Source organism: Rhodococcus sp. C1, assembly GCF_020809065.1.
GTDB lineage: Bacteria > Actinomycetota > Actinomycetes > Mycobacteriales > Mycobacteriaceae > Rhodococcus_F > Rhodococcus_F qingshengii.
This window is the reverse complement of record NZ_CP078080.1, coordinates 4,199,672-4,225,720: the sequence shown is the minus strand read 5'-3', so window position 1 is coordinate 4,225,720 and position 26,049 is coordinate 4,199,672. Positions and strand designations below refer to the sequence as shown.

General features: G+C 60.0%; 25 protein-coding genes. 18 read left to right on the top strand and 7 right to left on the bottom strand.

Going from position 1 to position 26,049, the window contains the following annotated elements; genetic code table 11:
• The first annotated feature begins 26 nt into the window (after window positions 1-26).
• From KTR60_RS19275 to KTR60_RS19250, 6 genes are all read left to right on the top strand, one after another.
• Window positions 27-2,150 (top strand): hypothetical protein, encoded by a 2,124-nt coding sequence (locus tag KTR60_RS19275; protein ID WP_228401159.1) that lies wholly within the window; start codon window positions 27-29, stop codon window positions 2,148-2,150.
• Window positions 2,143-3,660 (top strand): ATP-binding protein, encoded by a 1,518-nt coding sequence (locus KTR60_RS19270; protein ID WP_007729274.1) that lies wholly within the window; start codon window positions 2,143-2,145, stop codon window positions 3,658-3,660. Before KTR60_RS19275 ends, KTR60_RS19270 begins: the two co-directional genes overlap by 8 nt.
• Window positions 3,657-6,581: a Z1 domain-containing protein gene (locus tag KTR60_RS19265; RefSeq protein WP_058227724.1), complete on the top strand. Its 2,925-nt coding sequence runs from the start codon at window positions 3,657-3,659 to the stop codon at window positions 6,579-6,581. Before KTR60_RS19270 ends, KTR60_RS19265 begins: the two co-directional genes overlap by 4 nt.
• Window positions 6,582-6,614: 33 nt before the next feature.
• Window positions 6,615-7,469, top strand: coding sequence for a ParA family protein (locus KTR60_RS19260; protein WP_003940667.1), 855 nt, complete (start codon window positions 6,615-6,617; stop codon window positions 7,467-7,469).
• On the top strand, window positions 7,466-7,957 hold the full coding sequence (locus tag KTR60_RS19255; RefSeq protein ID WP_064074712.1) for a hypothetical protein: 492 nt from the start codon (window positions 7,466-7,468) through the stop codon (window positions 7,955-7,957). The genes KTR60_RS19260 and KTR60_RS19255 overlap by 4 nt, the downstream gene beginning before the upstream one ends.
• Before the next feature lie 175 nt (window positions 7,958-8,132).
• On the top strand, window positions 8,133-9,128 hold the full coding sequence (locus KTR60_RS19250; RefSeq protein WP_054825839.1) for an HNH endonuclease: 996 nt from the start codon (window positions 8,133-8,135) through the stop codon (window positions 9,126-9,128).
• 45 nt (window positions 9,129-9,173) lie between these two features.
• Here KTR60_RS19250 and KTR60_RS19245 read toward each other — a convergent pair whose 3' ends face one another.
• Window positions 9,174-9,764 (bottom strand): T3SS (YopN, CesT) and YbjN peptide-binding chaperone 1, encoded by a 591-nt coding sequence (locus KTR60_RS19245; protein ID WP_064074713.1) that lies wholly within the window; start codon window positions 9,762-9,764, stop codon window positions 9,174-9,176.
• Between the two features lie 339 nt (window positions 9,765-10,103).
• On the opposite strand from KTR60_RS19245, the gene KTR60_RS19240 reads away from it, so the two are divergent.
• The 5 genes from KTR60_RS19240 (at window position 10,104) to KTR60_RS19220 (ending at window position 15,939) form a co-directional block, all read left to right on the top strand.
• On the top strand, window positions 10,104-11,402 hold the full coding sequence (locus tag KTR60_RS19240; protein ID WP_228402293.1) for a plasmid pRiA4b ORF-3 family protein: 1,299 nt from the start codon (window positions 10,104-10,106) through the stop codon (window positions 11,400-11,402).
• Between the two features lie 388 nt (window positions 11,403-11,790).
• Window positions 11,791-13,443: a sodium:solute symporter family protein gene (locus KTR60_RS19235; protein ID WP_416309282.1), complete on the top strand. Its 1,653-nt coding sequence runs from the start codon at window positions 11,791-11,793 to the stop codon at window positions 13,441-13,443.
• A gap of 27 nt (window positions 13,444-13,470) precedes the next feature.
• Complete coding sequence (locus tag KTR60_RS19230; RefSeq protein WP_003941363.1) at window positions 13,471-13,602, top strand: putative transporter small subunit; 132 nt, start codon at window positions 13,471-13,473, stop codon at window positions 13,600-13,602.
• 85 nt (window positions 13,603-13,687) lie between these two features.
• The gene (locus KTR60_RS19225) at window positions 13,688-14,149 is read left to right on the top strand and encodes a MarR family winged helix-turn-helix transcriptional regulator (RefSeq protein WP_158646339.1); all 462 of its coding nucleotides are present in this window, start codon (window positions 13,688-13,690) and stop codon (window positions 14,147-14,149) included.
• Entirely contained in the window at window positions 14,146-15,939 is a 1,794-nt protein-coding gene (locus KTR60_RS19220; RefSeq protein ID WP_165639726.1) for an AMP-dependent synthetase/ligase, read from the top strand. Before KTR60_RS19225 ends, KTR60_RS19220 begins: the two co-directional genes overlap by 4 nt.
• Here the strand turns inward: KTR60_RS19220 and KTR60_RS19215 are convergent.
• The gene (locus tag KTR60_RS19215) at window positions 15,936-16,316 is read right to left on the bottom strand and encodes a helix-turn-helix domain-containing protein (protein ID WP_007726046.1); all 381 of its coding nucleotides are present in this window, start codon (window positions 16,314-16,316) and stop codon (window positions 15,936-15,938) included. The two genes, KTR60_RS19220 and KTR60_RS19215, sit on opposite strands and share 4 nt — an antisense overlap.
• A gap of 223 nt (window positions 16,317-16,539) precedes the next feature.
• On the opposite strand from KTR60_RS19215, the gene KTR60_RS19210 reads away from it, so the two are divergent.
• The 3 genes from KTR60_RS19210 to KTR60_RS19200 all read left to right on the top strand — a co-directional run bounded on the left by KTR60_RS19210 (window position 16,540) and on the right by KTR60_RS19200 (window position 18,820).
• Window positions 16,540-16,785, top strand: a complete 246-nt coding sequence (locus KTR60_RS19210; RefSeq protein WP_228401157.1) for a hypothetical protein — start codon at window positions 16,540-16,542, stop codon at window positions 16,783-16,785.
• Window positions 16,786-16,910: 125 nt separating this feature from the next.
• A complete protein-coding gene (locus KTR60_RS19205) occupies window positions 16,911-18,500 on the top strand; it encodes an FAD-dependent oxidoreductase (RefSeq protein ID WP_047270239.1) in 1,590 nt (529 codons plus the stop codon).
• Window positions 18,497-18,820 carry a 4Fe-4S dicluster domain-containing protein gene (locus KTR60_RS19200; RefSeq protein ID WP_080712758.1) on the top strand — a complete coding sequence of 108 codons (324 nt, stop codon included), beginning with the start codon at window positions 18,497-18,499 and terminating at the stop codon, window positions 18,818-18,820. Before KTR60_RS19205 ends, KTR60_RS19200 begins: the two co-directional genes overlap by 4 nt.
• Here KTR60_RS19200 and KTR60_RS19195 read toward each other — a convergent pair.
• Entirely contained in the window at window positions 18,810-19,865 is a 1,056-nt protein-coding gene (locus KTR60_RS19195; protein WP_003941279.1) for a 2,3-butanediol dehydrogenase, read from the bottom strand. The genes KTR60_RS19200 and KTR60_RS19195 overlap by 11 nt on opposite strands.
• 176 nt (window positions 19,866-20,041) lie before the next feature.
• Between KTR60_RS19195 and KTR60_RS19190 the strand changes: the two genes are divergently transcribed.
• Both KTR60_RS19190 and KTR60_RS19185 read left to right on the top strand, forming a co-directional pair.
• A complete protein-coding gene (locus KTR60_RS19190) occupies window positions 20,042-20,536 on the top strand; it encodes a DUF3558 family protein (protein ID WP_003941299.1) in 495 nt (164 codons plus the stop codon).
• A gap of 41 nt (window positions 20,537-20,577) precedes the next feature.
• Window positions 20,578-20,904: a hypothetical protein gene (locus KTR60_RS19185; protein WP_007726060.1), complete on the top strand. Its 327-nt coding sequence runs from the start codon at window positions 20,578-20,580 to the stop codon at window positions 20,902-20,904.
• 1 nt (window position 20,905) lies between these two features.
• On the opposite strand, the gene KTR60_RS19180 is transcribed toward KTR60_RS19185, so the two are convergent.
• From KTR60_RS19180 to KTR60_RS19170, 3 genes are all read right to left on the bottom strand, one after another.
• Entirely contained in the window at window positions 20,906-21,259 is a 354-nt protein-coding gene (locus KTR60_RS19180; protein WP_003941317.1) for a UBP-type zinc finger domain-containing protein, read from the bottom strand.
• A gap of 69 nt (window positions 21,260-21,328) precedes the next feature.
• Complete coding sequence (locus KTR60_RS19175) at window positions 21,329-22,765, bottom strand: ATP-binding protein (protein ID WP_003941311.1); 1,437 nt, start codon at window positions 22,763-22,765, stop codon at window positions 21,329-21,331.
• A gap of 9 nt (window positions 22,766-22,774) precedes the next feature.
• Window positions 22,775-24,451 (bottom strand): FAD-dependent oxidoreductase, encoded by a 1,677-nt coding sequence (locus tag KTR60_RS19170; protein ID WP_047270241.1) that lies wholly within the window; start codon window positions 24,449-24,451, stop codon window positions 22,775-22,777.
• Window positions 24,452-24,709: 258 nt separating this feature from the next.
• On the opposite strand from KTR60_RS19170, the gene KTR60_RS19165 reads away from it, so the two are divergent.
• Together KTR60_RS19165 and KTR60_RS19160 are read left to right on the top strand one after the other, a co-directional pair.
• Window positions 24,710-25,159: a DUF3558 domain-containing protein gene (locus KTR60_RS19165; protein ID WP_267132973.1), complete on the top strand. Its 450-nt coding sequence runs from the start codon at window positions 24,710-24,712 to the stop codon at window positions 25,157-25,159.
• A gap of 128 nt (window positions 25,160-25,287) precedes the next feature.
• Entirely contained in the window at window positions 25,288-25,494 is a 207-nt protein-coding gene (locus tag KTR60_RS19160; RefSeq protein WP_228401155.1) for a hypothetical protein, read from the top strand.
• A gap of 56 nt (window positions 25,495-25,550) precedes the next feature.
• On the opposite strand, the gene KTR60_RS19155 is transcribed toward KTR60_RS19160, so the two are convergent.
• Window positions 25,551-26,012, bottom strand: a complete 462-nt coding sequence (locus KTR60_RS19155) for a 6,7-dimethyl-8-ribityllumazine synthase (RefSeq protein ID WP_003941401.1) — start codon at window positions 26,010-26,012, stop codon at window positions 25,551-25,553.
• Between the last annotated feature and the right edge of the window lie 37 nt (window positions 26,013-26,049).

Here is a 26,049-nt window from a genome sequence, read left to right as displayed (position 1 = left end):
CGGTTTTGACCGCAATGAAGGTATCCGTGAGTGGGAGTAGTGCGTTGACGTTGGGTGTGAACTCGCTTCCCGCGAACGAGCTGAGTCAGACGCTGTGGGTCGATCTGTTTCCTTGGCTGGACGACTACGTATCCGATCGTGCTGCGCTGCTCGAGCCGCTGGCACCGTCACCTGATTGGTGGTTCAGCGAAGCGCCGTCGTTCACTGTTCTCGAGGTCGATCTCGAGAAGGTTCTCTCCGAGCTGGCGTCCCTCTACATCGCTCACCACGCGGCAGCGGTATTGAGAGCGAGCTTTCCGCTACTTGGTGAAGATCTCCCGCTGGAGGTGTTGAGTCTCGATACTCGCGCAGTGACTGCACTGTCTCGGCTCACCACCGACAAAGCAATCGGCGGACTGCTGATGCACACGACCGCTGAGATCTTCGGCGTGCGCGGAACGAGCGAACAGACGGTGCACGACATAGTGCTCAACCTGTTGGTCTGTGCGGTCATGACGACTCCGCTCGCCCGCGTCGAGGCCAATGAGGAAGCAGGTGCCCCACCCGCGATCACAGCGCTGCTCGACGATCTCGCTCAGCTTGCTATGTGGCGACGGGTCCGAGGTCAGGACAGCAGACCACTCGTCACCGTCGAGATCGACGACGAATCTCCGGCCTCGATTCAGGAAGTCGCCGCCCGGATCTCGGCTCTGACGCCGAACGACTTGCCCGACACCGACCGTACCGACGCGATGGACGAAATCGACAATCTCTTCTCCCAGTTGGACGAGCGGGAGTCGTTGGTGTTGCGTGAGCGGATCGTAGCGCGAGTGCCGCAGCGTAGGGGAGCGATCGGAGCCAAGCTCGGAGTGGGCTCGGGGCGGGTCGGGCAGATCGAGGCCGACGTGAAAGCCAAACTCAACGCGGCGTGCGGATTCGGGACAGCCGTGGGGAACCTGCTTGCCAGCCTGCGCGTCGAGATTCAGCCGGTAGCTTCGCTTGATCGCCTCCTCGACGTGCATCCGAGCATCGCGGCGGAGGTGCCTGGTTACGGAGTTCCGCTGTGGTTGGTTCTGGACCGTCTCGACGACTACTTCGAGGTGACTGACGGTTGGGCAGCCGCTCCGGGCGTCGCGGCGGCCAAGAAACGCACTCAGACCTTGCTGGAAGACTTTGAGTCCCCCAACGGTGTGGTTGCACTCGACGACGTCGCCGAAGTTGTGTCGATGTCACGCGGCGAACTGGAGAAGTGGCTTGCGTGGTGCGGCGTTGTCGTAGTGGCGGATTCTGCGCTGACGCGTGCGCGTCGGATCTCCGATCTGGCAGTCGGCGCGCTCGAAGCCGTCGGATCGCCGAAGTCCGTCGTCGAGCTTGTGGAGTTGCTGAAGTCCGATCGCAGTGACCGGTCGATCGAGCGCGCGCTCGAGGCCGACGATCGCGTGGCGCTCGACGGCGCAGTGTGGCGGCTGCACGCCTGGGGAAGCGCGGATTCCGTTGGGGAGGAATCGGTTTCTTCGGGAGAGGCTGAAGAAGCCAGTGAGTTCAACATTGGTGGTGACGGGATCGTCCGGCGCAAGCGGACACGTAAAACTGCGAAGACGCCAGAGTTGACTCGCCGCCTGTACCGGTCAGGTAGTACGTGGCGGTATCGACTGACCGTGACCTCCGATCATCTACGGGGTTCCGGGTTTGCGGTGCCCGCCGGTGTTGCGGTCGCTGCGGGCTGTGTTCGCGGTGAGACCATCGAGTTGGAGAGCCACCTCGGCGTTCAAGCAGTTCGGTGGACCGGAGCGCAGCCGACGTTCGGCACTATCCGCCGATTCCTGCGTGAACTCTCCGCTGTCGAGGGCGAAGACGTGTTGCTCGAGCTGTGGCAAGACGGAACCTTCCGCGTGGTCCGACCGGCGATTGTCCACTCTGACATCGACCCACTACGTCAGGCACTCGCAGAGGTTGGCAATCGCGAGCCATTGCGAACTGCCGAGAGACATGTGGTGCGGATTCTCGCCGAAGCCGTGTGTCTGGACGGCGAAGACCGTCCACGAAAGATACTGCGCGCGTACGAAGATCGTGGTGAAGACGTGGTTTTGGACTTCCTGGAGGCGGCATGGAGGCGCGGCGAAGCATCCGAAATCGACGAGGTAGAGGGTAAGGATGCATCCCATGACTGACGTCGCGGACACCCGCATAGTGGGCACCAAGATCCTTGCTGCGGACGAGTCCCTCGCCGGCGCCATCGGCTTGCACCACACCATCGCGACAGCGCTCGCCGATCTGATCGACAACAGCCTCGACGCCGAGGCCTCCCACGTGCTGATCAGGTTCGTTCAGGACGGCACACGGATCGTGTCGATGATGGTGATCGACAACGGCTCCGGCATGGACAGTGACACCATTGATTCCGCGATGACCTACGGCCGCCGACGCGACTATGCCGCCGGGGACCTGGGTCATTTCGGTGTAGGGATGAAGGCGGCGTCGTTGAGTCAGGCTCGGTTGCTCCGAGTGTGGTCTCGAAAGTCCGGGCACCCGACGCAGGGCCGCGAGATCGACTCGGCCTCAGTGCAGGGGCGTCAGTCAGTTTCGGTGATCGAGGACCGGCAAGCCGAAGAATTCTTCGACGCAGTCACGCCCCGCTTTCCCTTCGACACCGGAACTGTTGTCGAATGGCGCGGCATCACAACATTTCTCATGTCCGCGCACGCGGACGAGCAGACCAGCTGGCTCGAACAGACCATCAACGACGTGCGCAGTCACCTCGGCGTCGTATTTCACCGTCTCATCGAATCCGGCCGGATCGCTCTGACTGTGGATGTCTTCGACGTCGAAGCGGGACGCGCCGGCGCGCTGCGCACAGTCAGTGCCATCGACCCGTTCCGGTATCCGCGCACCGGCGACCCCAACTACCCTCGGACACTTACCGTGTCGATCGCCGGTGCCACAGTAACCGCCGAAGCTCACATGTGGCCCGCCCGGAGCAATGCACCGGAATTTCGCATCCACGGCGCCCCCGGCCGCGACCAGCAGGGGCTCTACTTCTATCGGCACGATCGACTCCTGCAGATCGGCGGCTGGAACGCGATAGTGCGGGGCCGACCGGACTACGGATTGGCACGAATTGCTGTCGATCTGAACGATTCTCTGCTGCAGCACATCACCATCAATCCCGAGAAATCGGGGGTGACGCTCGACGCCACTGCGTCGGCTGCCGTCGACGGGGCCGTCTTCACGGATTGCAACGGTGGATTCCGTTCGTATCTGACCGATGCCGAGCGCGTCGTGCGGGCAGCCCGAAGTTCTGCACCTCGGCCGATCAGCGTCATCGAGCCGGCATCCGGCTTTCCGGAAGACGTGCTCGATTCCTTCAGCGACGCCTTCGAATTCAGCGTCGGTGATGATCCTGTTGCTGTGGGTTGGCGAGCCTTGGCGCGTGATCAGTTCTTCGAAGTTGACCTCAAGACTCGGACTTTGTGGATCAATGCGCGTTTTCGGCGTGATCTGCTCGGACGTCGCAGTCTCGACCCGGCTGATGCTCCGGTGCTCAAGACGCTTGTCTTCCTGTTGGTGAGTGAGATGTTCGAAGGAACGAGAATCGGCGCTCGTCAGAGGGAAAAGATGCAGGCGTGGCAGGAAGTGTTGATTTCCGCAGTGGCAGCGCACCGGGAGCAGGTAGTGCAGTGAGTGATGAAGTATTCCGTGCGGTTGCGCGTGAACTCGGTGACGGGTTTCCGCCCGAGAACGTGCTCTACCCGGTCAACGCGCGCCTGCGAGCGAGCTATCCGGATGGCCTGACCATCGCGGACATCATCGATGTGTTCCTCGATGAGAGTGCTGTCGGTGTACGAACGGCGCTCACCTCGCGTCTACGGCAGTGGGATGCGGAAAGTGTTGAGACGTGGGTAGGCTCGACTGTTCCGCAAAGTCCGGAACGGCGGGCTCGGATCTACGACTTGTTGGGATTGCCGGTCGACGCCCACGCCGAGATGGATGCGCACTTCCCTCGCGAAGGTGGGCCCGTTGTCATTGCGGCTCAGCAGCCGTGGGACCCCTGGTACACCTCCGAACGCCGCCGCGAGCACGACTTCTATTGGCGCGCTTACAAGCGAGGTCTAGCCGACAAGAACTGGGACGAGGCGACAATCGGAAAGCTGGACATTGCAACCACTGAGGTTGTGCACCGGCTTGCGGATCCGACGCGGCCCGAGCCGTATCAGTCCAAAGGTTTGGTGGTCGGCTACGTCCAGAGCGGGAAGACGGCGAATTTCAGCGGCGTGGTGGCCAAGGCGATCGACGCTGGGTACCGCTTGGTCATCGTGTTGACCGGCACGATCGAGATTCTCCGGAGCCAGACTCAGCGACGCCTCGACATGGAATTGGTCGGTCGTCAAAACATCAGTGCCGGTGTGGACGACGACTACGCCAACGACGAGGACTGGCGGGACGGGAACTTTCTCGAACACGAAATCGATCCGAACAAGACCAATGAAATCCCGGCTATCCGTCGACTCACCACCTCGACCTTTGACTACAAGAGCCTGCTCGCGGGCCTGAGCGCACTGCACTTCGAAACCGTGGATCACTCCCTTCCGCTGAATGATCCGAAGAATCTGTACCCCAGCAATATTCGCATCGCGGTCGTGAAGAAGAACGTCTCCAGCCTCAAGAAGCTGGTGGCCGATCTGAAGAAAGTGCCGACCGAACTCGATCAGATTCCTGCCCTGATCATCGACGACGAAGCCGATCAGGCATCGGTGAACACGATCGATCCGAAGAAGATGAAAACCGAGCAGGTCGAGCGGACGGCGATCAACGGTCAGATTGCCGAGATCCTCGGTCTACTCGAGCGTGCCCAGTACATCGGTTACACCGCAACACCTTTTGCCAATGTGTTTGTCGATCCGGAAGACAGCGTCAACGTCTTTCCTTCGGACTTCATCGTCAGTCTCGAGCGGCCCGGCCCGTACATGGGTGGTGCGGACTTCCACGATCTAGACGATCTCGAAGACGACGACAAGACTCCGGCCAATTCGAACCAGAAAGCGTACGTACGGGATCTCCGGGCCGAGTGCGACGAGGATCGCTCAGCCGAGCAGTTGCGAGCGCTCGACTCGTTTGTCCTGACCGGGGCGATCAAGCTATTCCGGGAATCGAAGGGCGCCAAGCCGTATCGGCACCACACGATGCTGGTGCACGAATCGGTGAAGCAGGCCGAGCATGACGCCGTAGCCGACGACTTCAAGGCCTTGTGGAAATCGGCCGGATACAGCCAGGCCAAGAGTCTTTCCCGGCTGGACAAGCTCTGGGCCGAAGACTTTGCGGTGGTGAGTGCGGCTCGGGGCAGTGAACTGGAGAATCCTGGTTCGTTTGCCGAGTTGGAGGAATTCATCGGCGCTGCCTACGACAAGATTTCCGAGGGAACCAGCCCCGTTATCGTGGTCAACGGTGCGGCCGAGAAGGACTACAAACAGGATTCCCTCGATTTCCAGGAACGCGGCGTGTGGAAGATTCTGGTCGGCGGCACGAAGCTGAGTCGCGGCTTCACGGTCGAGGGCCTGACCATCACTTATTATACGCGTCGAACGGGCCAAGCTGACACATTGATGCAGATGGGACGATGGTTCGGATTCCGCCCCGGGTACCGAGACTTGGTGCGCCTGTTCATCGGCCGCACGGTTGGCGGACCCGCCGGCGCGGACTACGACATGTACAAGGCGTTCGAGGCGATCGTTCGGGACGAGCAGGAGTTCCGGAACGAGCTCACTCGGTTCAGCGGCGTGAACGAGAAGGGCGAACCGTGGGTCACTCCACGCGATGTGCCGCCGATGGTGTTTCAGCAGCTGCCGTGGCTGAGGCCAACGGCTCGAAACAAGATGTTCAACGCCGATCTGGTTTATCGAGGCATGGGCGGTGAAAGTTTCAGCTTCACGATGCAGCCCCCGCGAGGTGACGGTTCGATCAACGCTCGGCACTTCGACGCGGTTGCACCATTATTGAAGTCGTTGGGCGAAACAGGGTCCTTCAATTTCGTTGACAAGGATGATGTTTCGCGATCGTTCACTGCGCGATACGGCATTGTCCCTGCCCATGTGGTGTTAGAGGCCGTCGACCAGTTCGAGTGGGCGAACGGGTGGGATTTCGGTCCCCACCGCGAAGCGCTTTCGACCGCAATCGAATCCGGATTGCTCGAGGATTTTGCAGTTCTGCTGCCGTACCCCAAGACCCGGGAGCCGATCGAGATCAAGGGTTGGCACGAGAAACTTCCGATCGTCAATCGCAAGCGTCAGGAACGCGAGTACCGAACAGGTTTCACCGGTACGGCCGTCCGTGAGCGCGATGCGATCGAGCACATTGCGGGCAGCCCGAAGAAGAACGGTGGACCGCTTGCGGGTGCTCTTCATCGGAAGACTCGCGGTGCATTGATTCTGGTATTGGCGAACGATCCGGCTCCTCGTCAGTTGAAACGGGCACAGGCTGGTCCCGTGGACTCGCGCGATTTTGCGACGTTGTTCTCGTACGCGCTTCCGCACGCGGCGGAGCCGTTGGGGCGAATCGGTTTTCGGGTGAAGCAGTCAGGGACAGGGGCGATCGTCGATGCGAACTAGGTGTGTTGTGGTGGGAGACAGGAATGGGTTCTGATGGCTAAGACGATTGCGACGATCAACCTCAAGGGCGGCGTCGGTAAGACGACGATCACCGCGGGGTTGGCCGAGTTCATGTCGCTCGAATTCGGTCAGCGCGTGCTGTTGATCGACCTCGATGCGCAGATCAATCTGACGACGATGATGATCAGTGAGGATCACTGGCTCGAACTCAACAAGCAAGGGCTGACCAGCGCAACCATTTTCCGCGACGCCGTCGATGGCACGTCGAACTTCGATCTTGAAGCCTCGATTCAGCGCGGAGTTTCTCCGGTCAAGCGAGTGACGGGTGTGGATCTGCTTCCCTCATCTCTCGATTTGATCGAGCTACAGGAGGAGATCAGTGCCCTTCGGGTTGCTGATCGGAACTCCACCAAGCCGGTTGAATTGTTGAGGGATGCCGTCGCCCCGGTGATGCCGTACTACGACTACGTTCTGATCGATTGCCCGCCGAATCTCGGGCCGATCACACTCAACGGATTGGCCATGGCTGACGGCTACGTGATCCCCACGATCCCGGATGTGCTCTCCACGTACGGCATTCCGCAGATCCAGACGCACATCGCGAAGTTCGGCAAAGAACTCGGCCGTGAACTCTTCGAACTCGGGTTGGTGATCACCAAGTACAAGTCCAACTCGGCGGTGCACCGCACGACTGTGCGAAATCTTCGACGCGATCCCAACGTCCCTCACGTATTGCCGGAGTATCTCGCGGAGTCGAATCAGATTGCCGCGTCGGCGGAGTTTCACCCGTACAGCACTTTGAAGGTGAAGTACGGCAATGCAGGTCAGTTCGATCAGATGCGTGCAATTACGCAGAACATTCTCACGGAAGCGCAGGCGAAGCTATGAGTGCGGGTATCGATGAGGCGCGTCGTCGCGTGCAGGTGCAGGAAACCGGTGCAGCGCTCCTCAAGTTGGGAGCAACCAATGCCTCGGCATCGGTGTTGCTGGCCAAACTGGTTCAGGTAGTTGCAGAGGAAGCTGCCCGTACCCCGCGCTTCGCGAAGGCAATCGAAAGCGCTTTCGTAGTTCCGTCGGATGGATCCGCCGTTGTGGTACCTGCTTCTGCGCCGGCGCCGCGTCGTCGTGCTGCTGTACCGAAGGTGAAGCGGGAGCCGGGGGCTTTCGACCCGTTCGATGTCTTCAAGGTCGATGGGGAAGCAGCGCTGCTGGAGCGTCTTTCAGCCCTCGATGCAGACGGGATCAAGGACATCATCGCGGAGCAGGAGATCGACACGCACAAGGAGACCGGCCGTAAACGGAAGGTCGATGTGCTGGCGGTCTGGACCGTCGAGCGGGTGAAGGCACTGACCTCGAAGGGCAGTGCGTTCCGGTAGGGGCTCCTTCTCTCAGCGCGCCGTTGTGGTCCTTGGGGCCGCCAGATTGGCGCACTGGTTCGCCGGACTCCTTCATCAGTGGATGGCGATACCACACGAGTGGCTTCGAATGATTCCGCGCGGCGCCGGCTAGTGTGTGAACTTGCGGGTTGGACGCTTACCAGGAAGGCGCATAGTGGCACCTTCGGTGATCTCCGAGTTTCTTGACCCATCGCCCGCCGCGCTGGAGGCGCAGTGGAAATCGGTACTCGCACGTCAGGAGGTACCGAAGGGAAGCCGACAGGTGCCGTTCGTTCCGAGCGAGGTCGTGTTGTCGCTCTGCGCATCGCTGTTGGTTGACCATCGCCGGTTCGGTAGCTCTTCTGCACATCGAGCGGGAATGCCGGTCCAGCATCTTGCGAGTTTGTTCAAGCGTCCGCCCACGAGCTTTATCGCAAAGATGGCGAACCTGGATGGAACACGTAGTCATGGCGGGCGATATGAGGTCGAAGTCGCGTCGTTGATGCTTTCGGACAGCGTGTTGATGCAGGACGTATACCTTCGAATTCTGCGGTCGGCGCGTTCCCACGGAATTGACGAACATGCGTTGCCAGACTTCCTCGAATTGGAAAACGGCGAAACGCTGTGGTTGGCGGGACAAGAAGAGTTAGTCCAAAGTGAGATCGAGAGATCCTTGGAGCAGTCGCTCGAAAAGTGGTCTAGCGAGCGTAAAGATATCCCCATCGCGACCACCCAGCGATTGCTGACCTCGAGGGTTCGGATCGGCCAGCATCGGTTCGCCGCTGGCGTACTCAGCAATCACGAGCACCGCTGCGTGTTCTGTGGCCTTAGCGCGAACATCGGTGGCCGACGCCGGCCGCGCCTCCTTACTGCAAGCCATATCAAGCCCTGGCGAGACAGCACTGACAAAGAGCGACTTGACCGTCGCAACGGCTTCACCGCGTGTCCGACACATGACATTGCCTTCGATACGGGGCTCATCACCGTCGATGAGGACTTGAACCTCCATTACGCGCCCGGCGTCGAGAGCGATATGGAGATCGAAGGTCCGCTTCGCGCCGCACTCGGGAAGCCACCTCTGAGAGACCGATTGATCTTGCCGGACAAGGCGGAGCGTCCGGATGTTGTCTATCTGGACTGGCACCGCACGCAGATCTATGTCGCTTCGTGACTTCGCCAGCGAGCGCTCTGCGGAGCAGATCGAAGATGAGCCAGACTACTTAACTTGTGTAATACCAAGATCACCGTCGACGCCGTCTGCATCATCGCCGCACGCACAGTCACAGTCACCGCCGCAACCGCCGGGATTGCAGTCGCCGGCGTAGCTGTCGTCATCGGCGTCGCAGTCGAGGGTGCCGCCGAAGGACTCAGCAAAATCGTCGTCGAGTTCGTGAGTGAAGTCGTGAACCTCGTCGATCAGGTTCAGCAGATGCTGCGGCGCGAAGGGATCGGCGTCGAGCATCGTGGAGACCAGTAGGTGGTCGCCGCTGAAGGCGAAGCGCAGGCGCGGCCATTCCTGCGCGAGTTCGATCAGTCGAGTCGCAGCATGCGAGGGATTGCCGAGGCCGGTCAGAACCGAAGACCAGACGTTGATCTGAGGGCCGTCATCCGCAACTGTCACGTAGACGACAAATCCGTGAACCGGCACGACGATGTCGCCGTCGTCATCGGTGGCAGGCTCACTACCCAGTAGTTCGGCGAGGGTCTGGACGCACAGGCGAACCAATTCGTCGCGCTCGTCCGTCACCAAGGCAATTGCGCCGTTGATGTGGAGGGGCTGGTCGGCGGTCGTGTCGTGGTCGCTCATGGATCCTCATGTTCTGTGCCAGTCCGAGCAGGCGCTGGGCACTGTTTTCGTGCGGTAGCTGTCAGGTCTACGGTAATCGGCGCACACTGTTGTCCGCGCAGTGGATGATCAAAGATGCCTGGGTAGGTCCGTGTTGATCTGGACTTGACAGCCGACCAGCGACGAGATGCGAGCCCCGACAAATCGGGCAACCTTGTGGCAGTGAGTATCTCGGCTGTCGGTAGGTAGATCTAGCCTCCATACATGACGGGTCAGCGAGTTCGGCGAGCTTCACATCTGCGTTTGGTACCTGCATATCAAGCGACCCAAAGCCAGATGAAGGTCCTTACGCCGAGGCAGATGCGGAATCAGCGTCGACGGCCGGAGGTGGCGAACTTTGTCATGCGGATCGAACTCGATTGCATCACGCCGCCTATTTGGAGACGGTTTTCGGTCCCGTCGAATATCGAACTGGACCAACTTCATTCGATTGTGCAGGCGGTGATGGGGTGGGGAGATCAACACGCTCATCAGTGGGTGAGTGTCCATCATTCAACGGACAATGGCCCAGATCGGTATATCGCGCCAGAGGTGATCGAGCGCGACGGATACCAGGAAGACGAGTTTGGTGAGGACGAAGTCCGGATCGACGAGGCAGTTACCGCGGTCGGGGAGTACGTCCGTTATGAGTACAATGCCCGCGCAAGGTGGAGTCACACGTTGGTTCTCGAGCAGATTGTCGAAGACCAGCCGATTTCTGAGCCATCCTGTCTCGACGGCGAGAGAGCGTGCCCGCCGGAGGATTCTGGCGGTCCGATCGGGTATCGCGAGTTCCTGAACGTGCAGGCGAGTACCGGACTGTTCGATCCCGAACGTTTTGTTCCCGCAGAGTCCAATGCAGCAGTCACCATTGCAGTGGCACTGCATAAGTCACCACCTGTGGGAAGCTCGGTATTCGAGAAGTTCTTGCGCCGCCTGTCGGTTCATTCCGCGCCGAAATTGTTTGCCGCAGTTGCCAAATCGGAGCTTCGTGGCGGATATGACAACTATTTCGAGGTGATGCGTGAGGGAGCAACCCGCCAACTGCTGTGGCTGCTGAACTCCGCGCGAGGTGGTGGGATTGTTTTGACGGCGTCCGGGGCACTTCCTTCGGACCATGTTGCGGACGCCCGAGACGAACTCGATTGGGGCAGTGACTGGATCGATGTCACGGCAGGGAGTGACTCGCAATTGGCAGTACTCGTTGAAGCCGCCAAGACACTGGGATTTGTCCGGAAACTCCGAGGCACTTTGATTCTGACTCGACTCGGCGCGTCAGTGCTTGCATATGAAGGCGAGCTGTGGCGTCACATCGTGACGGCCATGCCGTTGGGAAAGGGTGAGTTGGCGCAGGAAGCCGGCCGAATTCTGTTCCTTACGTTGGCTGCCGGCTTGTCGGAGTCCGAACGTAGTGAAGTGATGATCGAAGGCCTCACGGCATTGGGTTGGTCGGCAACAGACGGAACACGACTCGGGGACGACGATTGGACGTGGATGGTGCGAGACACTCTCGTGTACCTGCGAATGATCGGGGCGATTGTCTCCAATCCGCTGGACCAGCATGTTTCCGCCGATCCCGAGTGGGGCCGACGGTTTGCCAGGATGGTCCTGTCGATGTAGGTACGCGATCGAATCGAGCATCGATTTCAATCGATGCGGAGTTGTTATATGCGCTGGAAGCGCACGATATTACTGCGGCGGAAACATGAATATTTTCGGGTGGGAAAATATCGGAGTTTTTGTTCGAAATTGCCATCATGCTATGGTCGATTCTCAGTTGTTGAATTGCGTGGTAGAGCCAAAAGCTTGCGCAGAAGATTTATTTTGTGGAGGTTGGGTTTCCGAAAAGACGAAGTGCGTGTTGCTAGTCAATTGAATATGTGACCGGTGTTGGTATGGCGGTCGCTCCGAGGGCGTGCAGAAACGAAGCGCAAAAATCCTGAACAGGGGTTTTGTGCTTTGCTCTGCCGATTATGTGCGAAGGATGTGGCATGTGACGGGGTCCGACATGGTCCAGTTCAGTACCTTGGTAATTGTTTCACTGCTTGTTGCTTTTTATGGTGGAACATTTCTGATTTCTCTTCGTATTGGTAAGAAACAGGAAAATGCCGACGGTTTTATGACCGCCGGAAACAAATTAGGATTTGGTGTTTCGGCCGCGAGCATGACGGCCACCTGGATTTGGGCGTCGTCGATGTACGCATCTGCCACTTCTGGCTACACCTACGGAATCTCCGGCCCCATTCACTACGGTTTGTGGGGCGCGTTGATGATTCTCTTCATTTATCCGTTCGGCCAGCGAATTCGCAAAGTAGCGCCGAAAGCCCACACCCTGGCTGAGGTCATGTACGCGCGGCACGGACGCTCGAGTCAGCTGATGCTCGCGGGCTCCAATATCGTCGGCAGTCTCATCAGTTTGATGTCGAACTTCCTCGCTGGTGGTCTGCTGATCGCGTTGCTTTCGCCGTTCAACTTCATCCAGGGTGTGTTCATCGTTGCGCTGGGCGTTTTGCTGTACACGTTGTGGTCGGGCTTCCGCGCTTCGGTGTTGACCGACTTCGTTCAGCTGATCGGAATGCTCGGTGCGGTAGCGGTTTTGGTGCCGTTCATCTTCTTTGTGGCAGGGTTCCCGGCAGCCTTCGAATCCGGGGCAGGCAACCTTACTGCTGAGCAGGGCAACTTCTTCTCGAGCGTTGCCTTCTTCGAGCAGGGCGCGCCGTACATCGCGGCAGTTCTTGCCTACGCAATCGGCAACCAGACCATTGCCCAACGTCTGTTCGCGGTCCACGAAGACCTGATCAAGCCCACCTTCATCACCGCAACCGTCGGATACGGCGCAACGGTCATTGGTGTCGGAATGCTGGGTGTTCTCGCTCTATACCTCGGAATCGAGCCGATGGATGGTGACGTCAACAATCTGATTCCGCAGATGGCCGCGTCGTACCTGCCCGGAATTTTGCTGGCTGTCTTCTTTGTCATGATCATCGGCGCGCTGTCATCGACGGCAGACTCGGACCTTGCGGCGCTCTCGTCCATCGTGATGACCGACGTTTACGGCCAAGCCGTCGCAGGCAAGGCCAATGCGAACCCTCGACGGATGCTGCTCATCGGCCGAGTAACGATGATAGTTGCCACGGCGGCGGCTATCTCCTTGGCAAGTCTGCAACTGAGCATTCTTGATCTGTTGGTGTTCGTCGGCGCGCTGTGGGGCGCGCTGGTGTTCCCGGTTATCGCGAGCTTCTATTGGGGAAAGGTCACCAACAAGGCCTTCACTGTGTCGGTGCTGGTGGCGCTTGCCGCCTTCTTGCCCGTCCGATTCAGTTGGGTGCCGATGGATGGGATGTTCGGGATCTTCTCCGACATCGTTGCCGTTGTCGGTATCGGAGTGGTGCTGGGGCTCATGGCATTTGGATTCTTCGGCCTGAAGGTTGCGCAGATCGTCGGTGGCCTGGCGATCGTGCTGTCCGCGCCGTTCGCAATCGGCTTCCTCCACGACTACCCAACGCTCAGCGGATCTTTGGTGGCCTATGCCGTCAGTACCGTCGTGTGCTTTGCGATGTCCGTCAATCAGCGTGAGACGTTCGATTTCGAACTGATCAAGCAGCGGACCGGAGACTTCGACGATGACGAGCTTTCTGCCGTGGGAGCGTCCGGAAAGTAACCGTCGAGACAAGTGGAAGGGATACGAATGAGTACAGCTCTACTGACCATTTATGTTCTGATCTGGCCGGCGTTGGTCTTGGTCGTGCTGGGAGTCATCAGCAAGGGATTCTTCAAGGATTGGGCAACTGCTCGCCGCAACGGTGAGGATCTGGTCTAACTTTTCACGCCGCCACCGACGGACTTCTTGTCGGTGGCGGCGGTCATATTGCAATCGGGACTGGGGGCAGCGTTATAGTTGCCCAGTGCAACACGACGGAGCAATGGCGCTCACCGGTCCACCAGCCGTTCATGACGAGCTGGTGCACCTGACGCGGCAGTTGATGACGGGGGATCGGCATTCCGATGACCACCCGTCGATCGCCCAGCATTCGTTCCTCTCCTTCATCGGCCGCAATGACGGATGCAAGGCCACGGAGATCTCCGAAGTCTTCGGCGTCAACCGCTCGACCATCTCGCGCCAAGTGCGCGGGTGCATCGAGGCAGGCTGGGTATATGCCGATCCGGGATCCGTTCGTCAGGGCAATCCGCTGCACCTCACGGAGGCTGGCCGCAAATACCTCGACGCCGCCGACGCGCGTCGGCTCGACCAAGTCGCCGGCAGGCTGCACGATTGGACCGAGTCCGAGGTCGCAGAATTCGCCCGCGCACTCCACCGCTTCAGAATCAGCATCGAATCGCAGACCAACGGAGATGACACCCTGTGAGTGAGTACAGCGCCAAAGCCCAGTTCACCATCTCCGACAATGAGTCTGTGGTGCACACCGTCTTCACTCACGCCGAGCGCACGCCAGATCTGACGGTGTTCTCCCGACCCAAGGGCGAGGGTTGGGTAGATGTAACGGCTAAAGAGTTCGCCGAGCAGGTCACCGGCGTCGCAAACGGGCTCATCGCCGCTGGCGTGCAGGCAGGCGACCGCGTCGCACTCCTCTCTGCGACCCGATACGAGTGGACGCTGTTCGACTTCGCCATCTGGGCCGCCGGCGCGGCTACCGTTCCGATCTACGACTCGTCGTCTCAGGGGCAGGTCAGCTGGATCCTCGAAGACTCCGAGGCCGTCATCGCGATCGTCGAAACCGGCGCGCACGAGCAGCTGTTCCAGGACGCGCCAAGCTCTCTCAAGGCCGTCATGCAGATCGACGACGGAGCAGTCGAAAAGCTGACCGCACAGGGTGCCGACGTTGACGACACCGAGCTGAAGAAGCGACTCGCGGGCATCAAGGCCGACGATCTTGCGTCACTCGTCTACACCTCCGGCACGACAGGCCGTCCCAAGGGATGCATCCTCACGCACCGCAACTTCCTGTCCGAGGTGCGCGGGATTCTCACGGCATCGATCGGCAAGGTGGCGGTTCCGGGAAACCGAGTCCTGACCTTCCTGCCGCTGGCTCACGTGCTGGCTCGCGCGGTTTCCCTCGCGACGTTCGAAGCTGGCGCTTCGCAGGCACACTGGTCCGACTTCGCCACCATTACAACTCAATTCGAGCGCTACAAGCCCAACACCATCCTCGGTGTTCCGCGTGTCTTCGAAAAAGTTCGTGACGGCGCAGCACGCAAGGCGGAGTCCGGTGGAAAGATTCCGGGCGCGATCTTCGCTTTCGCAGAAGTCACTGCAAAGGAATATAGCCAAGCCCTCGACAAGGGCGGTCCCTCGCTGATCTTGAAGGCGAAGCACGCAGTGGCAGACAAGCTCGTGTACTCGAAGCTTCGTGAGGCTCTCGGGGGCGAGTGCTGGTTCGCGATCTCCGGCGGCGGCGCCCTCACTCCTGAACTGGGGCACTTCTTCCGTGGGCTCGGAGTTCCGATCTACGAAGGCTATGGCCTCACCGAAACCACAGCAGCGCACTGCGTCAACGTCCCGGGTGCTCAGAAGATCGGAACCGTCGGACAGCCGATGGGCGGCAACGGGGTTCGCATCGCCGAGGATGGCGAGATCGAACTCAACGGTGGAGTCGTCTTCAAGGGATACTGGAAGAACGACAAGGCCACCGAAGAGACATTCGTCAACGGCTGGATGCGAACCGGTGATCTCGGTGAACTCGACAGCGAAGGTTACCTTTCCATCACCGGACGCAAGAAGGATCTTCTGGTGACGGCGGGCGGCAAGAACGTCTCGCCCGGCCCGATGGAAGACCGTATCCGTTCGCATTCCATCGTCTCGCAGGCAGTCGTCGTCGGCGACGGGAAGACCTACATCACGGCGCTGTTGACCGTCGACCCCGAGGTGTTCGAGAAGTGGAAGGCCGAGAACGGCAAGCCTTCTGGTGCCACCGTCGCCGAACTACGTGACGACAAGGACCTTCGAGCGGAGCTGCAGAAGGCCGTCGACGACGCCAATGCCGCTGTCTCACATGCAGAGTCGATCAAGAAGTTCGTCATTCTCGATCGCGATCTGACCGAGGAAGACGGTGAGATGACAGCGACGCTCAAGATCAAGCGCAATGTCGTCGTCGATCGGTTCTCGAAAGAGATCGAAGGAATGTACGCGAAGAGCTAGGCGCGTTTGGGGAACTGCTCGCGGTAAGCCATCACGTCGTCGAGGCGGAACCTGCGGTGGGTGCCGCGTAGTTCGATCGGGAGTTTCCCGGCGTCGGCGAGTTTGCGCACATACGTGTCCGAAACGCCGAGGATCTCTGCTGCCTGCGAGGTGGTGAGGAGCTCTGCGACTGGCCCGAGGGCGACGCTGTCCCCGGCAGCGAGGTAGGTCAGGAGCTGCACGACGGCGTCGCCGACCGACGGTGGAATCTCGATCCGGACGCCGTCGAACACCAGCGTGGTCGTGTCCGTCGAGGTTGCGGCTCTCTGGGTCAGGGCCGTTTTGATTCGCTCGGCAGCATCGCCGTCGACTGCGGAAACGATGTGGTCGATGCTCACGCGATGTATCTCCGATCGAAGGCAGTGTTTCGCAAGCATAGACAGCGACAGTGTCCGTCGGCACGCTGGATGGCACTGTGTGCGTTGCATTACATGAGTGCCCTGAGTGGAAAACTATTTACCCACGTAGATCGGAATTCGAAGGTTTTGGCGCCCAAAGATATTCGACTCGACGCATATGTAACTCACCAAATTTGGTGTACCCGCAAGTAACATCCTGAGCGTGGCTAGACGATCGGTAACGGTGAGATTCGACGTAGAGGAACTGAGGGCCCTAGAGACCCTCCAAGAGCTCACGGGCGCGGACATTTCCAGCGTCATACGTGAAGCTGTGATCGAACATGCGCGTCGATGTGTCGCGCAGGGAAAGCCCCGCGACATCACCGAGCGACGCAAATCGCTGACCTTGCAGGAAGCCTTCGCCAAGTATTCCGCGTTGTGCACCGGTGAGGAGCGGGAAGCGTCGTAGCACATCTGTTGATGCGATGGTGACCGGTTGAGTTCACAGTGATTCTGACTGTGGCGCTGGGTAGTTCGTTCGAGGAATATTGCGGCAACAGAAGTGTTGCGTAGACCTCTGACAGGAGCTGGCCAGTGACGGACGTCCTCGAACTCTCCACCGATGTATTGGTGATCGGTGGTGGTCCCGCCGGCGCGTGGGCAGCGTTGCGCGCGGCCAAAGCCGGTGCAGACGTCGTCCTGGTCGACAAGGGCTACTGCGGAACGAGCGGCGCAACGGCCCCCTCCGGAACAGGTGTTTGGTACGTCGAACCGGATACGACTGCCCGTGAGCGGGCGAAGGCCGGTCGTGAGGCGCTCGGCGGATATCTTGCCGACCACCATTGGATGGACCGCGTCCTCGAGCAGACCTACTCCAACATGGATCTCCTCGCGGTGGAGGGCAGATATCCGTTCCCCGTCGACCCCAGCACGGGCAAGCAGATCCGTACCGGCTTGCAGGGACCTGAGTACATGCGACGGATGCGCACCTGGATTCGTCGAGCCGGTGTGCGGATCCTCGATCATTCGCCGGCGCTGGAGCTGTTGGTGGACGGCGAAGGACGAGTTCGCGGAGCTGCGGGCTACCAACGCCACGAACACCAGGACTACCGAGTCTCGGCAGGCGCGGTAGTGGTCGCCAGCGGAGGTTGTGCGTTTCTGTCCGGTGCGCTGGGCACCAACGTCGATACCGGTGACGGTGCATTGATGGCAGCGGAAGTCGGAGCCGAGTTCTCCGGGATGGAGTTCTCGAACGCGTACGGGATCGCGGCGGCCGGATCGACGATCACCAAGACGGCTTACTACGCGTACGCGACGTTCTTTCACGCAGACGGAAGCGTGCTCGAAGGGGCCGGTTCGGCGAAGGGGAGGTCCGTCATCGCCAGCACGTTGCAGAACGAGCCGGTCTTCGCGCAGATCGATCGGGCCGACGCTGATGTACAGCGTCGAATGAGGCTGGGGCAACCCAACTTCTTCCTGCAATTCGATCGCCGCGGAATCGATCCCTTCACCGACAAATTCGAGGTCGGCATGCTCGCTGAAGGCACGGTGCGCGGCACTGGGGGAATCAACGTCGTCGATGACGATTGCGCGTCATCCGTTCCAGGACTGTTTGCCGCCGGGGACGCCGCGACCCGAGAGCGAATCTGCGGAGGGTTTACCGGCGGGGGAAGTCACAACGCCGCGTGGGCGATGTCTTCTGGTTCGTGGGCGGGAACCGGTGCTGCGCGCTATGCGCTGTCGGTCGGACGTGGGTCTACCAGTGGTCTTCGCGGAGCCGGAACCGTCGGATTGCGTAATCCGGTACGAACCGGGTTTGCTGCCGACGATGTGGTGAAAGCTGCTCAGGCGCAGCTGATTCCCTTCGACAAGAACTACCTCCGCAGCGGTGATCGAGTATCCGCAGCGCTCGGTGAGCTCGAATCGCTGTGGGGTGCAGTGAGTGCGGATCTGGGCGCGGATCCAGCAGGTCGGATGGCGGCGCGGCAGGCTGCCGCGATCACGGCCGTCGGTCGCTGGATGTACCACTCGACGTTGGCGCGGACCGAGACTCGGGGAATGAGCAAGCGGGACGATTATCCCGAACTCGATGTGACGCAGCACCATCACGTCCTCACCGGCGGTTTGGATTCGGTGTGGACCCGGACTTCTGAATCTGTCGGGTTTGCACTGGTGGCGTCATGATCGAGCTGGTTTCTGCGCCTGACTGCATCGGCTGCGACAAGTGCGTAGACGTTTGTCCTACAGATGTTTTCGATCGGACGCCGTCGGGCGTCCCGGTGATTGCGCGCCAATCGGATTGCCAGACCTGCTTCATGTGTGAGGCATATTGCCCGACGGATGCGCTGTATGTGCATCCGCAATCCACGCCGTTGGAAACGGCCGATGTGATCGAGGGCGATCACATCGGCCGCTACCGAGAGAAGATCGGATGGGGCAAAGGGCGGGCACCTGGGTCCCTGACTGCGGTGGGCCCGGAGGTGCCCCGTCCGGTTACGACCTGACGAGAATCTTGACCGCAGTGTCGTTGTGCTCGATCAGAGTGGTGAATCCTTCGGAGATCAATTCTTCGAGCTGAATACGACCGGTGATGAATGGCGCCAGATCGACGACACCGTCCTGGACCATCTTGATGACCGCTTCATGGTCGCGTACGTACGCGATGGTTCCGCGTAGGTCGATTTCCTTGAGGACCAGCTTCTGCATGTCAATGGTCGCGGGCTTGCCCCAAATCGACACGTTGACAACAACTCCAGCAGGCCTGACCGTGTCGAGCATGGTGTCGAGTACTGCGTTGACGCCTGCGCACTCGAAACCGATGTCTGCGCCGATGCCTCCGCTGAGTTCGAGGACGCGCGCTTTGACGTCTTCGGTGGTGGGATCGATGACGTAGTCGGCGACTCCACTGGAGAGGGCCTTGGCCTTGCGGGCCTCGCTGAGTTCGGTGACGATCGTCGTGACACCCAGACCCTTGAGGACTGCCGCAACGAGGAGTCCGATCGGTCCGGCTCCGCCCACGATGGCGACGTTGCCGCTTTCGGCTCCACTGCGTACGACGGCGTGATGGGCGACGCTCAACGGTTCGATGAGAGCTGCCTCGTCGAGCGGGATGTTGCCGATCTTGTGGATCCAGCGACGGTCGACGACGACCTTCTCGCTGAGTCCGCCACCGCCGCCGGCCAAGCCGATGAACCCCATCTTCGTACACAGGTGGTAGTTGCCCGCCTTGCACGGGGCGCACTCGTTGCAGACGAAGTACGGCTCGACGACAACATTTTCACCGACCTCGACGTCCGTGACACCTTCGCCGACCTCTTCGACGGTGCCGGAGAACTCGTGGCCCATCGTGACCGGCGCATTCTCGTGTGAGAGTGGATGCGGGTGGCCCGGTGCGGAGATGAAGATCGGTCCCTCGAGGTACTCGTGGAGATCGGTGCCGCAGATTCCGCACCATGCGACCTTCAGCTTGACTGTTCCTGGCCGCAATTCGGGCTCAGGGATCTCTTCGATCCGGATGTCTTTCTGCCCGTGGAACCGTGCTGCCTTCATTGATCCGCACCTCACTTCGTTGTGAATCCCCTGGTAGATCGACGTTAGGCCGATTATCGGCGTGGGTGAAGGGTTGCAACGGAATGCAATGGGGTGGAACCGATCGGTGCTGGCGAGCGTCCAATACTGTGAGCGGGCCGCGAACGAGGGGGAGTGCTGTGGGAGTGAGGGGTGCAGTGGTCCTGGTCGCGGCCGCGCTGTTGGTTGGGGGTTGTTCCTCGACCGTAGAGGGCGAGGCTTTCCCTGTCGATGTGATTGGGATGTTTGATCCGTGTGAGGTTCTCAGCAATGAGGAATTGGAGAGAGTCGGAGTTGACCCGGCAACAAAAGAGGTTGACATAGTCAACACCCATATCGATGGGTTCAATATATGCAAGTGGGAAGGATCTTGGTTCTTCCTCCGTCTGACTTCCACAACACACTCGCTTGCGGAAGTCGAAGCAAATCCGGTGATGCGCGATCTACATCGAATTCAACTCGCCGGCCGACAGGTCCTGATGTTCCAGGAACACAATGACAAGGCGGACACCGCGTGCAATATCGCCTTCGCGACTGCTCAGTCCACGGCGATGATTCGAGTGGGTGCGAAAGTCGGAGACCAGCGCCCCGAAACTCCGTGTGAACTGGTTGAGCGGGTCGGTCTGACCGTGTTACCGCTGCTTCCCGAATAACGCTCGGAAGAGATTCGACTCGTAGTGAATTGGAGTATGTGATGTCCGGTTTGTATCTGGAGAAGAGGGTCGCAGAGGATCTGGCGAAGGCGTGTGATGATCTAATTTCGCTGTTCAGGTCACTGTCGGACGATGCGAACTATCTCGGGCAAGTGGGAGGCTTCGGCACTCTCGGATCCGCCCGGGCACTGCAGGTTAAGTTCGAGGAAAAGGCGGTTGGCGGCCCGGATGCGCTCGTCGATGTGTTGGCGAGTCATATCGCGGTCGTGGAGGCAATGCAGGCTCAGTTTCAAGCCTGCATCGACAACGCATTGGATCAGGAGTCGTCGAACGTCTCGACTTTGAGGTCGATCGACCAACCGAACTGAGTCAGTGGATGTGTTGCTGCCAATCGGCTGGGACACGACCCTTAGGTCCCGGCGTCGGCTGATCTACGGGATGTGAAGTGGGCGCCGCCAATTCAGGTCCGTCGTACGCCTCGTTGGTTTCGAAGCTCCAGAACCAATCCTCACCGGGTTCGTAGCTCTGCATGAACGGATGCTTTGTCGAGGCCGCATGCTTGCTCGCGTGCTGTGACGGTGAGGAGTCGCAACACCCCACGTGACCGCATTGCGCGCATCGACGCAGGTGCACCCACCAACCGCCGCTCGCATCGCATTCGACGCATCCCGCGCCACTGGGCGGCACGCTCGGATCGATCCCCGCTGGAAGTCCGTCGGTCATGGTCCACCCTCTCGCTGACTGAAGTCGGTCATTTCATCGTGCGCTTTGCCTACCGGCCGTGCAAGGTGGCTAGTCGTCGCGCGTATCCCGCGGTGGGCCCGCGATTGGCAACAAAACTCTGAACCGGGTGTTACCGGGCTCCGACGTGACCCGCAGCTCACCACGATGCTTGCCGACCACAATTCGCCACGAAATATCAAGGCCGAGACCGGTTCCCTCACCGACAGGCTTAGTCGTGAAGAAGGGTTCGAAGATCCTGTCGATGACGTCATCGGGAATCCCGGCGCCGGTGTCGCAGATCTCGATGCACACGCGGTCACCGTCGCGGCTTGTCCGAACGGTGAGTGTTCCCGATCCGTCCATGGCAGACACCGCATTGTCGATGAGGTTGGTCCACACCTGATTGAGTTCGGCGGCGTAGGCGTCGATCGGTGGCAGCGCGAGGTCGTATTCCTTGACGACTTCGATTCCGCTTCCGATCTTTTGCCCCAACATGATCAACGTGCTGTCGAGCAATTCGTGGACATCGATGGTCTGGAAGGGAGCGCGGTCCATCTGAGAATACTGTTTCGCCGCACCGACGAGCGTCGAGATTCTCGTTGTGGAGTCGGCGATCTCGTTCATCAGTAGTTCGGATTCGATGGTGTAATTCAGCCAGCGAATTGCGCCCTCGAGTACGGACTCGTCAACGGCTGCAGCAACGTTCTCGAGCCAAGCGGTGTCGAGTCCAGCCTGCACGAAGGTCGGAGCCAGGTCCCAACCTTCTCGAATCGAATGATCCTCGAACCATTCACCCAACGAATCCTCCCGATCGGAGGCTTCGAGGGGAGTGAGCGTCGGCGCCTTGGCGACAACCTCTGCAACTTCCTCTTGAAGTCGCATGAGAGTGACGAGGGCATCGCGGTCGTAGGTGCCCGATGCAACCATCCCCAGTTTGTGACGCATGCCTGCAACACGCTCGCGCAAAGAGGCTGTCGCTCGAACCGCTGCGGCTGCAGGGTTATTGAGCTCGTGAGTCAACCCGGCCGACAGTGATCCGAGTGCAAGGAGTCGCTCTCGCTGGTCGATGATCTGCTGAGTGTTCTTCTTGCCGAAGAAAACACCTTCGAGTAGATGAACCGCCATTGGAAACCACTCGCGCATCGCGTTGCCGAACTTGTCGGCGTCCAGGACGAAAAACGTCGAAGGAGTCGTCACTCGCATCGACCCCGCGTAGACCTGCGGTACACGATCGCCGAGATACGCCGTCCAGCCTCCCGAGTAGACGCCGCGCTGGGTGGTCCTGTTGATCTCGATGTCTTCGCCGCCCGACAGCTTGGACAGCACCACCTCGCCCTCGATGAGGACGTAGAAGCAGGTGGCAGGCTCACCTTCGAGGTAGACCTGACCTCGATCGATCTCGGTGATATGGCCTGCCTGGCAGAGTGATTCGAGCTGATCGTCGGTGAGCTTCTCGAACAGGAACAGGGTGCGAAGCAAGTCTGGGCTGCATTCAGGAATGGACATCGAATCTCCCTATTGTTGAGCGAGATAGCGGTGGACGAACATCACGGCCATCGCGCCCTCTCCGACGGCCGACGCGACGCGCTTGGCCGATTCGGCGTGTACGTCCCCGGCGACAAACACTCCAGGGACACTGGTTTCGAGATGATGTGGTGCGCGATCAAGCGGCCACCCGTCCGGGGTGACGCCCTCGGACGGAAGGTCCGGGCCGGCAAGAACGAAGCCATTTCCGTCGCGGACCACCACGTCTCCGAGCCAGTCGGTCAGGGGAGCGGCACCGATGAAGATGAACAACCACTGAGCATTGACAGTGTCTTCTTCTCCGGTGGCTCTGTTACGCAGTGTGATTCGTTCGAGATGATCGTCACCCTCAGCGCCGACTACCTCCGTGCACGTGCGCACGGTGATCTTCGGATTCTTTTCGATCTGCTGAATCAGGTAGTAGGACATCGAGGCTTCGAGCGAGTTGCCGCGAATGAGAATGGTGACGGACCTAGCTCCGCGGGAGAGATAGACCGCAGCTTGCCCTGCCGAATTGGCGCCGCCGACTATGTACACATCCTGCTCGCTGCACCGTGCAGCTTCGGTGACGGCCGATCCGTAGTAAACCCCTCGGCCGGTGTAGGTATCGAGCCCCGGCGCCGACAGTTGGCGATAGGAAACACCGGTCGCCAAGATGACCGAATGGGCGTCGACCGACGAACCGTCGTCGAAACGCACGGTGCGGGCCGAGCCGTTGATTTCCAAACCGGTGACGTCTCGCGCGGTGATGACCTCGGCGCCGAACTTGGTTGCCTGGCGTCTTGCGCGATCGGCCAACTGTGCGCCGGAAACTCCGTCGGGGAAGCCGAGGTAGTTCTCGATTCGTGAACTCTGGCCGGCCTGACCGCCAGTCGCCCGCCGTTCGATGAGAACCGTCCGAAGCCCCTCCGAAGCGCCGTACAGGGCAGCCCCCAGACCCGCAGGGCCGCCGCCGATGACAACGAGATCGTAAAAGTCTTCGGAGAGGGTGGTACTCAACCCGAGTTTGTCGGCGAGTTCGGCGTCAGTGGGCTCGACGAGTACATCCCCATTGGATGCGATGACGACGGGAAGTCGCAGGTCGTCGGTACCGGCAGCGGAGAGCAGCCGTTGTCCTTCGGGTTCGTCCGACATGTACCAGCGATAGGCAAGTTGGTTGCGTGCCAAGAACTCTCGGACGTCGGATGATCGCTCGGACCAACGATGGCCGATCACCTTGGTTTCCTCGGCGGGGTGATGACTCGAACTTGCCCAGGCATCGAGCAGCGCATCGATGACGGGGTACAGCTTCTCTTCCGGCGGATCCCAAGGCTTGAGGAGGTAGTGGTCGAGGTCGACGACGTTGATGGCGTCGATCGCAGCATCGGTGTCGGCGTACGCGGTGAGGAGAACGCGACGAGCTACGGGATACAGGTCCATTGCCTGTTCGAGGAACTCGATTCCACTCAAACCGGGCATGCGGTAATCGGCGACGATCACAGCGACTGCATCGCCGCGAAGTTTCATTTCACGCAAGGTTTCGAGAGCCTGGTCGCCGGACTCCGCACGAATGATTCGGTACTTCTCTCCGTACCGTTTGCGAAGGTCTCGAACGACGGCACGCGAAACACCAGGATCGTCGTCGACGCTGAGGATTGCTGGTTTGGCCGGGGCTTTCGGTGCGCTCACTCGGTGCCTTCCCGAAGTCGTAGTCAACCTCTCCAGTATGCGACTGCTGAGCTGAGCGTCAATCGCTGAAGATGCGCTCTGAGTGAACCGGCGAACCTGAACTGGGAATTTCTTGATTGCGGGAACCGATCGAGCCTCCGGTGCATCCAATACAGTGGGTCCACATCAACAGGGGGTGTCATGCGGGGGTCGGTGGGGGTTGGGCGACTGCTCATGGCTGGGGTGTTGGTGTGGGCTGCGGCAGGATGCAGCTCAGTCGTGGAGGGGGCGGCTGAGCCTGCATCCGGCGAAGAGGGTCTGTTCGATCCGTGCAAGGACATTCCGGACTCGGTGTTGGAAGAAGTGGGGCTTGATCCGGCTACCGAGGAAGTTGATATCGCGGGAGTTGAGCAGCCTGGATGGAGAATTTGCTCATGGACGGGAACGTGGTTCTTCGTGTCAGTTCTCTCCAACCGATACACCCAGATTGAAGTGACCCGAAACCCGGAATATGCGGAGTTTGTTGAAATGACTATTGGCGATCGCGCGGGTATCCGGTTCCAGCGAGGAAGCGATGCAGCAGCCGATGGGTGCTACGTGGCTTTTGCGGCAACGCAGGGTTCGGTGTGGGTAAATGTCGAAGCAAAGGCCGGGGTCACGCACCAAGAGTCGGCGTGTGAATTGGTTGCAGACGTCGCAGAACACCTCGACGGGGACCTCCCGCGGTGAGCACGGCGAGGGGGCTTGTGATTGTCGAGCCCGATGTTGCGAAACCGATTGTATGTGCTTGTAATTCGTTGCTCGACGAGCTGCGAGCGATGGTGCTCATGTGTGAGCGAATCGGAGACGTGAAGGGGATGGGAACACTCAAGTCTGGGCAGGACCTCGCCGCGAAGTTCTCCAAGAAGGCCGTCGGCGGTGAAGATTCGTTGGAGAAGTCGTTGACCAGCCACATTCAGGTGGTCACCGAGATGCGGGACTTCTTCCAGCAATGCGTCGACCGCTATGGCGAAGTCGAGGGCTCGAATGCCTCCGCACTGGCAAGCGTCGACACCCCTCGATAGACACAAAAAATCTCGCTGAGTCGATGGCATTCGACTCAGCGAGACTTGGGTAACGACTAGCTGGTGGGCAGGGCCTTCAACGACTTGACGGTGGCGTCGACCGCGCGAGCAGCCTCGGCGCCCTTCTTCACGAAATGCGTGCTGAAGTAGTCGACGTGCTCGGCGTGCTCGTGGAAGTGGTGCGGCGTCAAAACCACCGAGAAGACCGGAACATCGGTGTCGAGCTGCACGCGCATCAGACCGTCGATAACGGCCGTTGCCACGAAGTCATGCCGGTAGATACCGCCGTCGACGACCAGACCTGCGGCAACGATCGCCTGGTAGCGGCCGGTCTTGGCCAACCGCCGGGCGTGCAGCGGGATCTCGAAAGCTCCCGGTACCTCGAAGAAATCAACCGTGTCCTTGGGGTAGCCGAGCTCGACGATCGCGTCGGTGAATCCGTCGCGTGCACGGTCGACGATGTTGCGATGCCACGTCGCCTGAATGAACGCGATGCGCTGTCCCTGGATCTCACTCATAACCATGAAACTAGCGCACTTGGAAGCATCGACGCGA

What these genes read in the sequence shown, in the direction of transcription:
- KTR60_RS19270 (WP_007729274.1), top strand. Translation starts at nt 2,143, where the DNA reads ATGACTGACGTCGCGGACACCCGCATAGTGGGCACCAAGATCCTTGCT.
- KTR60_RS19260 (WP_003940667.1), top strand. Translation starts at nt 6,615, where the DNA reads ATGGCTAAGACGATTGCGACGATCAACCTCAAGGGCGGCGTCGGTAAG.
- KTR60_RS19255 (WP_064074712.1), top strand. Translation starts at nt 7,466, where the DNA reads ATGAGTGCGGGTATCGATGAGGCGCGTCGTCGCGTGCAGGTGCAGGAA.
- KTR60_RS19245 (WP_064074713.1), bottom strand. Translation starts at nt 9,764, where the DNA reads ATGAGCGACCACGACACGACCGCCGACCAGCCCCTCCACATCAACGGC.
- KTR60_RS19240 (WP_228402293.1), top strand. Translation starts at nt 10,104, where the DNA reads ATGCGGAATCAGCGTCGACGGCCGGAGGTGGCGAACTTTGTCATGCGG.
- KTR60_RS19235 (WP_416309282.1), top strand. Translation starts at nt 11,791, where the DNA reads ATGGTCCAGTTCAGTACCTTGGTAATTGTTTCACTGCTTGTTGCTTTT.
- KTR60_RS19230 (WP_003941363.1), top strand. Translation starts at nt 13,471, where the DNA reads ATGAGTACAGCTCTACTGACCATTTATGTTCTGATCTGGCCGGCGTTG.
- KTR60_RS19200 (WP_080712758.1), top strand. Translation starts at nt 18,497, where the DNA reads ATGATCGAGCTGGTTTCTGCGCCTGACTGCATCGGCTGCGACAAGTGC.
- KTR60_RS19195 (WP_003941279.1), bottom strand. Translation starts at nt 19,865, where the DNA reads ATGAAGGCAGCACGGTTCCACGGGCAGAAAGACATCCGGATCGAAGAG.
- KTR60_RS19185 (WP_007726060.1), top strand. Translation starts at nt 20,578, where the DNA reads ATGTCCGGTTTGTATCTGGAGAAGAGGGTCGCAGAGGATCTGGCGAAG.
- KTR60_RS19180 (WP_003941317.1), bottom strand. Translation starts at nt 21,259, where the DNA reads ATGACCGACGGACTTCCAGCGGGGATCGATCCGAGCGTGCCGCCCAGT.
- KTR60_RS19175 (WP_003941311.1), bottom strand. Translation starts at nt 22,765, where the DNA reads ATGTCCATTCCTGAATGCAGCCCAGACTTGCTTCGCACCCTGTTCCTG.
- KTR60_RS19160 (WP_228401155.1), top strand. Translation starts at nt 25,288, where the DNA reads ATGGGAACACTCAAGTCTGGGCAGGACCTCGCCGCGAAGTTCTCCAAG.
- KTR60_RS19155 (WP_003941401.1), bottom strand. Translation starts at nt 26,012, where the DNA reads ATGAGTGAGATCCAGGGACAGCGCATCGCGTTCATTCAGGCGACGTGG.